We start from the raw sequence: 13,021 nt of genomic DNA, 5'->3' as shown, positions 1-13,021 counted from the left end.
ATGACGGGTTCATCTGTGTTGATGACAGTGCGCCGCGAGCGTCGCGCTGGTTCGTCAGGCGCTGTGCGGACGTGCCGCCCACCGGCACAAGGCGGTAATCTTGGGGGACGAGGAACGATGGAGAACGTTTGGGACTACCCGCGGCCACCCGCATTCGAGCCGGTCTCCAAGCCAATTCGGATCGAATTTGCAGGGCGCGTGATCGCTGTGACAGACGCAGCCTTCCGCGTTCTGGAGACCTCGCATCCCCCCGTCTACTACTTACCCCGCTCCGCCTTCATCGGCTGTACCTTGGAGCCCGTGTCTGGCCGCAGCTTTTGCGAGTGGAAAGGCGACGCAGTCTACTTCAACGTCAGAGTGGGAGATCAAGTGGCGGAGCGGGCGGCCTGGAGCTACCCGGATCCGACGCCGCCGACCTTCGCCGCGATCCGCGACCACCTAGCCGTTTACGCCGGGGCCATGGACCGGTGCTTCGTTGGCGATGAGGCGGTTACACCGCAACCCGGCGGGTTTTATGGTGGTTGGATCACGAGCGACCTCAAGGGCCCCTTCAAGGGCGGACCTGGCACCATGGGGTGGTGAGGACACCCGCTGAGAGGGTGTCGGAAACGGGCAGAGAGACGCCTTGACCGTCTCTCTGCCCACGGCAGCTTGAACCTGACACGGAACCGAGCAGGACTGGCGCTCGCCCACGAACCGCACGCCCTGCTCGAGGTCGCTGTTGCCATCTTGGACGCACCGACAGGCGCCGCGGGATAGAATTGGCCATCGCTGTCCACGCGTGTGACCGCATACTCGAAACCACACTGCCGGCGTATGCCCGCGTCAAATGAATGCGGACGGGCCCGAAGCCTTCTGCTGCTGCAAGGTGGTCCATGCAATGCCGTCGCTTCCTCCCTGCCTCCCACCGAGACGCTTGCCGCGCCGGTGGAGCGGATGATCGACCACAACGAGGACGGCTCCTGCGTGCTACACCTTCCCGACACCTACCCGATGAGGTGGATATCGCCCGCGTGGAGGGTGGTTCCGGGGGCGAAGGTGGCGACGGTGACGGGGGCAGCGGCGCCGGTGCCGTCGGCGTCCCACCAGAGCTTGGCGGCGTCGGTCTCGTAGACGAACTGGCCGGTGCCGGCGGGGGCGGTGGCGAGGCCGGTGGTGTTGGCGACGAAGCGGGTGGCCACGTCCAGGCCCAGCGTCAGCTTGCCGCCGAAGCCGGCGACCGAGACCTCGATCGCGTCCGTGCCGGGCGCGAAGTCGGTGATGCGGTCGCCCGCCTCGGCGAGGCTGTCGAAGCGGAAGACGTCGGCGCCGGCGCCCCCCTCGAGCGTGTCGGCGCCGAGGCCGCCGACCAGCGTGTCGTTGCCCGCGCCGCCGGTGAGCTTGTCGCTGCCGGCGAGGCCGCGGAGCACGTTGTCGAGGTCGTTGCCGTAGATGAAGTTGTTCAGCTCGTTGCCGCTGCCCGACACCGCGCCGGTGCTGAGGTCCAGCCGCTCGACGTTGGCGGCGAGGCTGATGGCGGAGAGGCGGCTGATGACGCGGTCGATGCCGGCGTCGGCCGCCTCGACCACCACGTCGCCGGTGCTGTCGACGATGTAGCTGTCGTTACCCGCGCCGCCCATGAGGCTGTCGGCGCCGGCGCCGCCGTCGAGCAGGTCATTGCCGTCGCCGCCCCAGAGCACGTCGTTGCCGTTGCCGCCCCAGAGGCTGTCGTTGCCGAGGTTGCCGAAGATCTGGTCGTCGCCACCCTTGCCCTGCAGCGCGTTGTCGAGCGCGTTGCCGACGATCACGTTCGCGCCCTCGTTGCCGTTGCCCGCGGTCGCGCTGCCGTCGAGGTCGAGCCGCTCGACGTTGGCCGCGAGCGTGTAGCCGGAGACGCTCGCGACCACGCGGTCGGTGCCCCCGCCGGCGACCTCGACCACGACGTCGCCGAGGTGGTCGACGGTGTAGACGTCGTCGCCGTTGCCGCCCACCAGCCGGTCGGCGCCAGCGCCGCCGTCGAGCTGGTCGTTGCCGTCGCCGCCCTCCAGCGTGTCGCTGCCGTCGCCGCCCAGCAGCGTGTCGTCGCCGGCCAGGCCGACGAGCCGGTCGTCGCCGCCCAGGCCCTTGATCGTGTCCGCCACCGCCGTCCCGGTGAGGGTGTTGTTGCCGGCGTCGCCCGTCAGCGCGGTGGCGGGCACGGCGACCCCCACCGTGTCGGTCCGCTCGATGACGAAGCTGCCGTCGGGCACGGCCTGGCCGTTGTAGGCGATGCCGTCGACGTGGAGGTTGCGGTCGGTGCTGGCCGAGCCGCCCCAGGCGTCGTTCAGGAAGCTCACCTCCACCGTGTGCGCGCCCGTGCCCCAGCTGCCCTTCAGCGTCAGCGTGTCGGACTGCCCGAGCGCGTGGCTCGCCGCCGCCGTCAGCGTGCCGCCGATTGGCGCGCCGTCCACCTTGACCGCGTACTGCGCGTGCCCGTTCCAGGCGTCCTCGCTGATCTTGAGCACCAGCGTGTCCGGACCACTGCCGATCGTGGTGTTCGTTGGGACTGGAGTAGCTGGGACGGGCGTTGGCGATGATGCGCCGGAATCCAGCCAGGGTGACGACGTGTTGAATTCAGGTTCAACGGCCAGGTAGGTCGTTCCGGAGACATTCGCCTCCGAAGCCGACGCGATTTGGTTAGCGGTCAGGCCGAAGACAGCGTTATCGGCGACAGTAGCGATGATTCCCGATTGATTGAGCAGCAACTTAGCGTTTGAGGATCCCAAGTCGTTCAGGACTGTGTTGCCCGTAACCTCGAGGCTGGATTGCGCGTGTGGCGCACCCTCTCCGCCGAAGTGGATGATAGCCGGGTTCTGCGTCTGTGCTCCCTGCTCAATGATACTGTTCTTGATAACGGCACGGCCGCCGACTGGCAGGTCGATGCTGTAGCTTCCGGTACCGTCAGGACCTTCGGCAATCCGTGAATTTGTGATGATCGTGTTCAGAGCACGACTTTTCAGCTCGTTCCCCACCACAACATCATGAAAGTAGCTGTTCGTGACGGATAGGGTGTCGATGATCCCGACGTACAGATTGTGTGTGTAACCGTCGCCCGTACCGTTGTAGGCGAACTCGGAATTCAGAATGTTGATCGTCCCACCCACACTGGCGCTGGAGAGCAGCCCATTCTGGTTGTGGTGGAAGTAGCTGTTCGTGATGGTCAAGGCGCCTTGCTGATAGCGGATGCCTGCTCCGTTCCCGTCCGCGACACTCGCGCCTGAAAAGGAAAAATGGTCCACGGTCGCGTTCGCGTTCGTGGTCATTATCGCCTTGCCGTCAGGGGGCGATACGGTCGCGACCATGTTGACCATGCCACCGACACCTTGGAGGGTGATCGCTGTATTCACCGTCACGAAGTCGTTCGTGTAGGTGCCAGCCTGGACCTGAACGACATCTCCGTCGCGGGACGCGGCGACAGCCGCGGAAACCGTGGAAAACTGTTGGCCGGATCCGACCGTAAGAATGGCCACCTGCAACTCTCCTCAAGAAGATCGGATCAATCGGAGCAAGCAGAAGGCGAGTAGGTCTTTGCAGTGCGCCCAATTCTACGGAGGGCGGCAATGCAACCTGATCTGACTGACTTGGGGACCATCGCGAAACCGACAGATGACCTTTCGCTGTCCTGCTCACTCTTCTTGCCGTTGCCCTGATAACGGGTTCGCAAGGAGTGAAGCACTAGCCTTTTCGATCCTCAACCAAAACTACTCGCTTTTCCGTGATCTTTTGCTCATTCTAGCGGAACGGCCTCTCAAACCGAGGTATTTTAAGAATTTATCCCTTTTTGTGCCAAGCCTGTGGTTGCCCAAAGGTTGTCACAGGCCTGCGGGTGTCCTCGTTTCAGACAGTTGCCTCCCCGCAAGCCATCCCCGCTCGATGTGCCTGACGAGGGGTGGGCGCTGGTCGCGCCTGGCCTGATGCTGCTGCCCGAGGAAGCCGGGCGGCGCGAACACCCGCTGCCGAAGGTATGCAAGGGGCTGCGCTACTTGGTGCGCTACGGCGTGGCTTGGCGGGCGATGGCGAACGATCCTCGGCCCTGGCACGCGGTTGATGACGAAGCCCAGCGCTGGCTGCGGGAAGGCTGCTTCGAGGTGCTGGCGTAGGATCTTCGCGCCCTGCTGCGGCTGGCCCAAGGTCGCGCGGAGAAGCCGGCCGCTGCCGTGCTGGACAGCCATGACCTCCGCTCCACCCAGGAGAGCGGCGCCAGAGCGGCCTGGGACGGGCACGAGCGGACCAGGGGCTCGAAGCTGCACCTGGGCTCGGTCACCTGCTGACGCTGCACGTCACGCCCGCCAATGCCAGTGACCGGTCGGCCGTCTCCACCTTGGCCGAGGCCATTCAGGACTCGACCGGGAACAGCGTGGACCTGGCCTATGTCGATCACGGCCACATCGGTGAGCGGCCCACCCAGGCCGCGGCCGCCCATGGCATCACCCTCGAGGTCGTCAAACTGCCCAAGGCCAAGAACGGCGTCGTGCTCCTGCCCCGGCGCTGGGTGGTCGAACGCGCCTTCCCTGGATCGCCCACTTCCGCCGTATCGCCCGCGACACCGAGCAACTGCCCGAAACCCTCGCAGGACTGCACCTCGTCGCCTTCACCATCGTGCTGGTCCGGCGCACCGCAGAACTCGCAACCAGTGCGTAATACCCTCCAGCCTTCCGGTTCACCTCGTTCGAAGGGGACGGAAGAACGTCCGGACTTCCTCCGCAAGAGCATCAGGCTGTTCCATCGCGGCGAAGTGGCCGCCGCGTGGCATGACGCTCCAGCGGCGGATGTCCGCGTAGGTGCGCTCGGCAACGGAGCGGGGCGGACGGATGATCTCCCTTGTGAACTGGCAGTAGCCGGTTGGCACGTCGACCCTGTCCGGGATTGGCCATGGTCCGTGCAGGCGGGCGTAATAGGGGTGGAAGGATGCGCCGATGCAGCCGGTGAACCAGTAGAGCGAGATGTTGGCCAGCATTCGATCCCGGTCCACCGCGCCATCCGGCGTCCCGTCGTTGTCCGTCCACATGCGGAACTTCTCCGCCATCCAGGCGGCCAGCCCCGCCGGGCTGTCGGTCAAGCCATAGGCAAGGGTCTGCGGCCGCGTGCCCTGAATCGATTGGTAGCCGGTCTCTTCCTTCAGGAAAGCCGAGAGTTCCTGGAGGTAGCGGCCTTCCTCTTCCGTGGCGTTCTCCGGCGGCGTGGGGTCGCGCGGCACGGCCAGGAAGTTGAGGTGTATGCCGATCATCCTCGCCTTGTGTGCAGCGCCGAGGCGGGACGACACGAAGGCGCCCCAGTCACCGCCCTGGGCGGCGAAGCGCTCGTAGCCCAGCACCTCGGTCATGAGGTCCGCGAGGCAGTCGGCGATCGCCTCGATGCCGAAGCGTTTCTGCCCCGGGCGGAAGGACAGGCCGTACCCCGGGAGCGAGGGAGCCACGACGGTGAAGGCGTCCGCGGGATCGCCCCCGAACTTCGACGGCTGCGTCAGGCGGGGGATGAGGTCGAGGAACTCGAAGACCGAACCGGGCCAGCCATGGGAAAGCAGCAGCGGCATGGGGGCGTTTCCCTCGCCGGGCACGTGCAGATAGTGCAGGTCGATGCCATGCAGCGGGACACGGAAGCCTGGAAAGGCATTCAGGGCTGCCTCCTGCGCCCGCCAGTCGAACCCGTGACCCCAGTGATCAAGGAGGCCGCTCAGGTATCCGAGGTCGGTGCCGTAGGTCCAGGGCGGCTCGGGCGCCTGGTCTGGCAGGCGCGTTCGGGCGAGCCGTTCGTGAAGGTCGGTGATCGCCGCGTCGTCCACATGCAGGGTGAAGGGGAGTGGTGCCGAGGTCACGGGTTCCTCCATTGCTGAGGGGTGACTGGATACTGTCCGCCCCCACGCAACAAGGCGTGCGGTGTGGCTGATGACGTCGGCCAGCAAGCCGTACCGAGGACAGGTGGCTAAATCTGTCGTCATCTGGTCAGGCTGCCTCAGTCTGGTCGTTCCGGCCATCGGACCTCAACATGCGAAGGGCTTTCTGTTAGCCAGGGCCCTCCTTCCGGCTTATGTCGCGCCGTGCGATGCCCAACTGAAATTGCGCTGATGATCCCATGCGTCGGTTGTATGAAGAGCGTGTCCCCCGGCCAGGAACGCCGCCACGGCCGCGTTCAACAGCTTGGGATGCTTGATGCAAGGCATGTGGCCCGCACTGGGAAACTCGTCGGAGCGAGCGTCCGGTATAACCCCGCCATGCCGCGCATCGTCTTCGGCCTGGCGCTGTCCATCTCACCCGCCATCAGCAGAACGGGCTGATGCACGCTCCGTAGTTCGGCGTGGAGGTCGTAGATCTACGTCTCGTCGCTCAAGGCAGTTCTACGCTCAGTCCGGCGTCATACCCGTCTCGCCACAGGGCGTCAAAAGGTCATCCTATTGACTTAAACGGCCAATAGGACGAACTTATCGGATGTGAAGGAGCTGGTCCCTGAGGAACGTGGGAGGCAAGCCGCTTTATGTTGCCTGCTCTTGGGCGCCACACCGCGCCATCCCTCCTTGGCACCGCTGCTAGCCAAGCCTCCTCGCCGACGTCCTTCTCGACACGCGCCTCATCCCGCTGGTGAGGGAAGCGGAGCTCCGCAGCACGATGGCGCTGCGCCTCGTCTCCGACCTAAAGGGCGTGCAGGCGATGGATGCGTGGCAAACGCTGACCATCGGCGTGGAGAGCGCGGGCGCGCTGCGGCTTCCGCGGAACGCGCACGTCGCCGGCGTCCGCCGCGCGGCGCTGGACACAGGGGAACGCTCGTCCTCGTCGCGGACGGTACCTACCGAAGCGACGTCGTGCGGACCAACATCAAGCTGAAGACGGCGCGCGACGCTGCGCCTCCTGGAGGGACCGGCATGACGGCCGAGGATAGGTTTCGTTTCATCGACGGCGAGGGGCTGGACACGGCCGTCGCCTACAAGCTCATCGTCGGCTGCGTCGTGCCGCGTCCGGTCGCCTGGGTGACGACGGTGGACACGGAAGGGCGCGTGAACGCCGCTCCCTTCAGCTCCTACAACTACGTCGCCACCTCGCCGCCGATGCTGGCCATCAACATCGCCGCCCGCGCGGGCGATGGCGCGATGAAGGACACGGCGCGCAACATCCAGGCAAGCGGCGAGCTGGTGGTGAACGTGGCGACGGAGGCCACGATGGAGGCGATGCATGCCTCCGCCGAGGAGTACCCGCCGCATGTCAGCGAGGCGGAGGCGCTGGGGATTGGGCTGCTGCCCAGCCGCCGCGTCCGCCCGCCGCGCATCGCGGCCTCTCCCGTGCAGATGGAGTGCCGGCTGGACCGGATCGTGCCGCTCGGGCGTGGCGTGAACACGCTCTACATCGTGGAGGTGGTCGCCTTCCACCTCTCCGCCGAGATCTTCGACGGCTCCCGCGTGGACAGCGTGAAGATGCGACCCATCGCGCGGCTGGGCGGCCCCTACTACGCCGCCCTGGGCGAGATCCTCCATCGCCCGATGCTGCAGCGCCCGCCCGGCGGCGAAGGCTGGGCAGCGGGCGCGGCGGAGAAGCCCTAGGTCAGCGCGCGGCCGCGGCGGCGCGGCGCTCGGCGAACTCCCGCTGCAGCAGCGGGATGGAGCCGCCGGCGCGCCAGATCTCGACCATGCGGGGCGAGAAGGGCCGCGAGGGCAGCACCCGGCCATCGGCGGCGCGGATCAGGCCCGTGGCCGGGTCCGCCTCCAGCACGTCCCCGTCCTCCACCGCGGCGGTGATGCCGGGGCAGGTCATGACGGGAAGGCCGACGTTCAGAGCGCGGCGGATGATGCCGGACTCGCAGGACTCCACCACCACGGCGGCGATGCCGGAGGCCTTGATGGCCACGCTCACCTCCACGTGGTTGTGGTGGCCGAAGTTCCGGCCGCCCACCACGATATCCCCGGGCCGCACCTGCTCCGGGAACTCCGGGCGGAGGCGGCGGAAGCACATGGCGCGCAGCGCCGCCTCGTCAAAGGCCTTGCCGAAGCCCTCGCGGATGATGGAGAACTCGATGATCCCGTCGTCACCGCTGATGTTGTCGCCAAACTTCCATACGCGGCCGCGCAGCAGCGTCTCGTCCATCGCCGCCATCCTCACGCCGCCACGGCCAGCATCGCGCGCGGGTCGATGATGCGCCCCGCCACGGCCGCCGCGGCCACCGCGTAGGGGCCGGCGAGGTAGACATCGGCCAGCCGGCTGCCGTTGCGGCCCTGGTAGTTGAACTGCTGGGTGGAGATCAGCACCTCGTGGTCGTTCAGCTGGCCCTGGTAGCCCCAGCAGGTGGTGCAGCCCGGCGCGAGCACGGTGGCGCCCGCATCGGAGAAGACCTCCAGCAGCCCTTCCCGCGCGGCCGCCGAATAGACCTCCCGGCTGCCGGGCGTGATGTAGAGCGTGACGTGCCGCGCCACCCGGCGCCCTCGCAGGATCTCGGCGGCGGCGCGCATGTCGTCGATCCGGTTGCCGGCGCAAGAGCCGATCGTCGCCTGGTCGATCCGCTGCCCGCTCACCGTCTCCACGGGCACGCCGCCGTGCAGGTCCGGCGGCCGCGTCACCATCGGCGTGATCGCGGAGAGGTCGTAACGCGCCTCCAGCACGTAGTCCGCGTCCGCGTCCGCCTCCACGACCCGGTACGGCCGCCCCTCGGCGCGCGCCGCCACATAGGCCATCGCGGCCGCGTCCACCGGCATGACGCCGGTGTAGGCGCCGCTGTGGAAGAGCGAGGCGAGGATCGTCTGGCGGTCGTCCATCGACAGGTTGGCGATGGCAGGGCCGGTGAACTCCACGCAGCAGCCCAGCAGCCGGTCCGTGGCGCCGAAGTCGCGGATGATCGTCTGGATCAGGTCCCGCGCGGTCACGCCGAAGGGCAGCGTGCCGGTCAGGGCGAAGCGGGCGGAAGGCGGCACGGCCAGCCAGTTCCGGTCCTCGATAAGGGAGACGATCACCTCCGTCGAGATCGGGATGTTCAGCGCCCCCACGGCGCCGAGGCTGGCGATGTTGCCTTCGTCCGAGAAGATCAGCAGACCTGGCCGCGCGAAGCCGCGCTCCACCATCACCAGGTGCCGCAGGCCGCTGCCGGGGCCGAAGAAATTCTCGATACCCTGCGCGTCGCACCAGTCGCGCAGCGTGCGGTGCGTCTCGTGATGGTGCGATCCCATGGCGGCGGAGGTGGAGTGGTCGATCACCATCACCGCCTTGTCCGGGCGGGGGATGCGGTCCACCCCGATCCGCTCCAGGTTGCGCTTGTGCCCCGGCCAGAACAGCTCCTGGCACACGGTGTGGTCGGCGGAGACGGTGACGTATTCCCCCACCTCCACCGCCTCCCGCCCGAGGGCGTGGGCGATGATCTTCTGCGCGATGCTCTGCCCGGCCATGGCGTCAGTCCGCCCTTGTCCCGGCCGCCCGCGAGACCTCCGCCCAGCGGGCGATCTCTCGTCGGACGTGGTCCATCAGCGCCTCCGGCGTGCCCGGGGCGGGGTTGGCGCCCTGGGTCGCGAAGACCTTCCGCACCTCCGCATCACCCAGGGACTCCAGCACCGCGCGGCGCAGCACCGCCAGCCGCTCCGGCGGCACGGCGGCCGGGGCGAGCAGGCAATACCAGTTCTCCAGCTCCAGGTCGGGCAGGCCCGCCTCGGCCATGGTGGGCACTTGCGGCAGCGGCGCCAGGCGCGCCCGCGTCGTCACCGCCAGGGCACGGAGCTGGCCGGACTGGATGAACGGCATCATCGCCGGCCCCTCGCCGATCATCATCTGGATCTGCCCGGCGATCAGGTCCGTGGTGGCGGGCGCCGCGCCGCGATAGGGCACGTGGACGATGTCGATCCCCGTGCGCATCCGCATCAGCTCGCCCGCCAGATGCGGGCCGGTCCCGTTCCCGCCGGAGCCGTAGGAGAGCTTGCCCGGTTGCGCCTTCGCGTAGGCCACGAGCTCCGCCACGCTGCGGGCGGGCACGCCGGGGTGCACGGCGAGGATTTCCGGCACCGTCGCCATCATGGAGATGGCGGCGAAATCCTTCAGCGGGTCGTAGGGCGTCTGCGGCATGAGGCTGAGCGTGCCGGCCAGGGAGCCGGTACCGCCGATCCCCATGGTGTAGCCATCCGGCGGGGCCTTCGCGACGGCCTCCATGCCGATCACCCCGCCGGCGCCGGGGCGACTCTCCACGACCACCGGCTGCCCCAGCCGCTCCGTGATGCCGCGCCCGAGCGCGCGGCTCAGCGCGTCGGTCGGCCCACCCGGCGCGTAGGGCAGGATGATGCGGATGGGGCGGCTCGGGAAGGCCTCGCCCTGCGCCAGGGCGGGGCCGGCCACGCCGAGGGCGGCGAGGCCAAGGCCGGCGAGTTCTCTGCGGCGCATCCGTTTCCTCCTGGCGCGCGCCCCGTTCGGGGCTTGGGCGGATTAGAGCAGCGGATCGCGCCTTTACACAATAGGTCAACTCATAGGCCTTTTGCGGCGCGGCGGCGGGTTGGGGCTGGACGCGGCCGGGGCCGAACCATAAAAGGCATATGACTGACCTAACGAATATTGAGGAACGCCATGCCTGCCCGGACCCCTCGCGCATGAAGCTGCACTGGTCCCCGCGCTCGCCCTTCGTGCGCAAGGTGATGATCGCGGCGCATGAGCTGGGCCTGGCGGACCGGATCCACACCGTCCGCACGGTGGTCCGCCTAGGCAAGCCGAACGACGACCTTCTGCCGGACAACCCGCTGAGCAAGATCCCGACGCTGGTGCTGGATGACGGGAGCGCGCTCTTCGACAGCCTGACCATCGTCGAGTACCTGGACGACCTCGCGGGCGGCCGGCTTTTCCCGCCGAAGCCGGCGCGCTTCGAGGCGCTGACGCGGCACGCGCTCGGCACCGGGCTGCTGGACCTGCTCATCCTGTTCCGCAACGAGCGCGACAAGCCGGCGGAGCGGCAGACGGCGGAGTGGCTGGAGAGCTTCGCGGCGAAGACGCGGGCCTCCCTCGACCGGCTGGAGAGCGAGGCCCCTTCCCTCTCCGCCAAGCCCTTCGACATCGGGCACATCGCGATCGGCTGCGCCCTCTCCTACCTCGACTTCCGCTTCGCCGACCTGGACTGGCGGGCGGGGCATCCCGCCATCGCGGGCTGGCACGCGGAGTTCAGCGCGCGTCCCTCCGTGCGCGCGACGGAGGCGGTGGATGACTGAGGCGCGACAGGGCCCGCTCTCCCATCTGCGGGTGCTCGACCTCAGCCGCATCATGGCGGCGCCCTGGGCGACGCAGATCCTCGCCGATCTCGGGGCCGACGTGATCAAGGTGGAGCGCCCCGGCGCCGGCGACGACACGCGGGGCTGGGGGCCGCCCTTCCTGAAGGACCGGGACGGCAACCCGACGAAGGACGCCGGCTACTTCCTGGCCGTGAACCGCGGCAAGCGCAGCGTGACGGTGGACATGGCCAAGCCCGAGGGCCAGGCGGTGATCCGGCGCCTCGCCGAGGGCGCGGACATCGTGCTGGAGAACTTCAAGGCGGGCGCGCTGGCGAAATACGGGCTGGACGCCACCTCGCTCCGCGCCGTGAATCCGCGGCTCATCTACTGCTCCGTCACCGGCTTCGGGCAGGACGGGCCGCGCGCGGACCAGGCGGCCTACGACTTCGCGATCCAGGCGATGGGCGGGCTGATGAGCGTGACGGGCGAGCGCGACGACGCGCCCGGCGGCGGCCCGCAGAAGGTGGGCGTGCCGATCGTGGACCTGATGACCGGGATGTACGCGGCCGTCGCCGTGCTGGCCGCCGTCGCGCGCCGCAACGAGACCGGCCTGGGCGAGACGATCGACCTCGCCATGCTCGACGTGCAGGCGGCGTTCCTGGCCAACCAGGCGACGAACTGGCTCCTCTCCGGACGCGCGCCGAAGCGCGGCGGCAACCGGCACCCCAACATCCAGCCGCAGGACGTGTTCCCCTGCGCCGACGCGCACCTCGTGCTCGCGGTGGGAAACGACGGGCAGTTCCGCAAGCTCTGCGAGGCGATCGGGCGCCCGGAATGGGCGGATGACGAGCGCTTCGCCACCAACGCCGCGCGCGTGCGCAACAACCCCGCGCTGACGCCGCTGCTGGCCGCGCGCTTCCGCGACTTCCCGCGCGCGGAACTGATGGCCGCGCTGGACGCGGCCGGCGTGCCCTGCGCGCCCATCAACACCGTGCCCGAGGTCTTTGACGACCCGCAGATCCGCCACCGCGCGATGCTGCGCCACCTGCCCCACCCCGTGGCCGGGACCGTGCCGCAGGTGGTCAGCCCGCTGCGCTTCGCCGAGAGCCCGCTGCGCTTCGACCGCGCCCCGCCTACGCTGGGCCAGCACACGGACGAGGTGCTGGCGGAGCTGGGGCTGGACGCGGGCGAGATCGCCGGCCTCGCCGCCCGCGGCGTCACCTGAGAGGAGAGCCAGCATGGCCCGCATCCCCCTCCCCGGCCCCGATGAGCTGAGCCCGGAGCAGCGCAAGGTCTATGATTCCGTTGTCGCCGGCCCTCGCGGCCAGGTCATCGGCCCTCTTCGCGCCGTGATCCACAGCCCGGACCTCGCCGCGCGCTGGTCCGCGCTGGGCGAGATCCTGCGCTTCGGCACCGTGCTTCCGAAGCGGCTGAACGAGCTGGCCATCGTGGTCACGGGCCGCCGCTGGTCCAGCCAGGTGGAATGGTGGGTCCATGCCCGCGTGGCAGCCGAGGCCGGCATCCCGCAATCCGCGATCGACGCGATCCGGCGCGGCGAGCCGCCGGTCTTCGATGATCCCGAGGAGGCGCTCGTCTACGAGTTCGCGCGGGCCCTCCAGCTGGAGGGCCGCGTGCCGCCCGCGACTTACGACGCGGCGCGCGCGCTCTGGGGCGCGCGGGGCGTCGTCGAGCTCACCGCGGTCATCGGCTACTACACGATGGTGTCCATGACGCTGAACGCGCACGAGATCCCGTTGCCGGACGGCGTCGCGCCGGTGCTGGCCGCGCCGGAGAGCGGCCTCGCGCCGCTTCCCCCCGCGCAGCAGCCCGCCAACGCCGCGGAATGAGGAGAGA

Annotated in this window: 12 protein-coding genes and 1 pseudogene; 8 read left to right on the top strand and 5 right to left on the bottom strand. The window is 68.7% G+C overall.

What is annotated here, in order from left to right; genetic code table 11:
• The first annotated feature begins 117 nt into the window (after positions 1–117).
• Positions 118–582 (top strand): DUF427 domain-containing protein, encoded by a 465-nt coding sequence (locus EAH89_RS15205; protein WP_140884543.1) that lies wholly within the window; start codon positions 118–120, stop codon positions 580–582.
• A gap of 404 nt (positions 583–986) precedes the next feature.
• Here EAH89_RS15205 and EAH89_RS31275 read toward each other — a convergent pair whose 3' ends face one another.
• The gene (locus EAH89_RS31275; RefSeq protein WP_161993612.1) at positions 987–2,483 is read right to left on the bottom strand and encodes a carbohydrate-binding domain-containing protein; all 1,497 of its coding nucleotides are present in this window, start codon (positions 2,481–2,483) and stop codon (positions 987–989) included.
• Positions 2,484–2,789: 306 nt separating this feature from the next.
• On the opposite strand from EAH89_RS31275, the gene EAH89_RS31270 reads away from it, so the two are divergent.
• The gene (locus tag EAH89_RS31270) at positions 2,790–2,942 is read left to right on the top strand and encodes a hypothetical protein (protein ID WP_161993611.1); all 153 of its coding nucleotides are present in this window, start codon (positions 2,790–2,792) and stop codon (positions 2,940–2,942) included.
• A 921-nt stretch (positions 2,943–3,863) separates the two neighbouring features.
• A pseudogene (locus tag EAH89_RS15195) lies at positions 3,864–4,659 on the top strand (IS5 family transposase).
• Between the two features lie 19 nt (positions 4,660–4,678).
• On the opposite strand, the gene EAH89_RS15190 reads toward EAH89_RS15195, so the two are convergent.
• On the bottom strand, positions 4,679–5,833 hold the full coding sequence (locus EAH89_RS15190; protein ID WP_206667564.1) for an epoxide hydrolase family protein: 1,155 nt from the start codon (positions 5,831–5,833) through the stop codon (positions 4,679–4,681).
• A 787-nt stretch (positions 5,834–6,620) separates the two neighbouring features.
• Here EAH89_RS15190 and EAH89_RS15185 point away from each other — a divergent pair.
• Both EAH89_RS15185 and EAH89_RS15180 read left to right on the top strand, forming a co-directional pair.
• Positions 6,621–6,836 carry a hypothetical protein gene (locus tag EAH89_RS15185; protein WP_140884540.1) on the top strand — a complete coding sequence of 72 codons (216 nt, stop codon included), beginning with the start codon at positions 6,621–6,623 and terminating at the stop codon, positions 6,834–6,836.
• A gap of 38 nt (positions 6,837–6,874) precedes the next feature.
• The gene (locus EAH89_RS15180; RefSeq protein ID WP_140884539.1) at positions 6,875–7,546 is read left to right on the top strand and encodes a flavin reductase family protein; all 672 of its coding nucleotides are present in this window, start codon (positions 6,875–6,877) and stop codon (positions 7,544–7,546) included.
• Between the two features lies 1 nt (position 7,547).
• On the opposite strand, the gene EAH89_RS15175 is transcribed toward EAH89_RS15180, so the two are convergent.
• The 3 genes from EAH89_RS15175 to EAH89_RS15165 are packed head-to-tail and all read right to left on the bottom strand — an operon-like array spanning position 7,548 to position 10,355.
• Positions 7,548–8,087, bottom strand: coding sequence for a 3-isopropylmalate dehydratase small subunit (locus EAH89_RS15175; RefSeq protein WP_140884538.1), 540 nt, complete (start codon positions 8,085–8,087; stop codon positions 7,548–7,550).
• An 11-nt stretch (positions 8,088–8,098) separates the two neighbouring features.
• Positions 8,099–9,376, bottom strand: a complete 1,278-nt coding sequence (locus tag EAH89_RS15170; protein ID WP_140884537.1) for a 3-isopropylmalate dehydratase large subunit — start codon at positions 9,374–9,376, stop codon at positions 8,099–8,101.
• Between the two features lie 4 nt (positions 9,377–9,380).
• On the bottom strand, positions 9,381–10,355 hold the full coding sequence (locus EAH89_RS15165; RefSeq protein WP_140884536.1) for a Bug family tripartite tricarboxylate transporter substrate binding protein: 975 nt from the start codon (positions 10,353–10,355) through the stop codon (positions 9,381–9,383).
• 149 nt (positions 10,356–10,504) lie between these two features.
• Between EAH89_RS15165 and EAH89_RS15160 the strand changes: the two genes are divergently transcribed.
• From EAH89_RS15160 to EAH89_RS15150, 3 genes are read left to right on the top strand one after another with little or no spacing between them, the layout of a single operon-like run.
• A complete protein-coding gene (locus EAH89_RS15160) occupies positions 10,505–11,167 on the top strand; it encodes a glutathione S-transferase family protein (protein ID WP_241667037.1) in 663 nt (220 codons plus the stop codon).
• Entirely contained in the window at positions 11,160–12,392 is a 1,233-nt protein-coding gene (locus tag EAH89_RS15155) for a CaiB/BaiF CoA transferase family protein (RefSeq protein WP_140884534.1), read from the top strand. The genes EAH89_RS15160 and EAH89_RS15155 overlap by 8 nt, the downstream gene beginning before the upstream one ends.
• 13 nt (positions 12,393–12,405) lie before the next feature.
• Positions 12,406–13,014 carry a carboxymuconolactone decarboxylase family protein gene (locus tag EAH89_RS15150; RefSeq protein WP_140884533.1) on the top strand — a complete coding sequence of 203 codons (609 nt, stop codon included), beginning with the start codon at positions 12,406–12,408 and terminating at the stop codon, positions 13,012–13,014.
• The last annotated feature ends 7 nt before the right edge of the window (positions 13,015–13,021 follow it).

This window comes from Muricoccus nepalensis, assembly GCF_006438825.1.
Classification (GTDB): Bacteria; Pseudomonadota; Alphaproteobacteria; order Acetobacterales; family Acetobacteraceae; genus Roseomonas; species Roseomonas nepalensis.
This window is presented reverse-complemented; position numbering and strand designations above follow the sequence as displayed.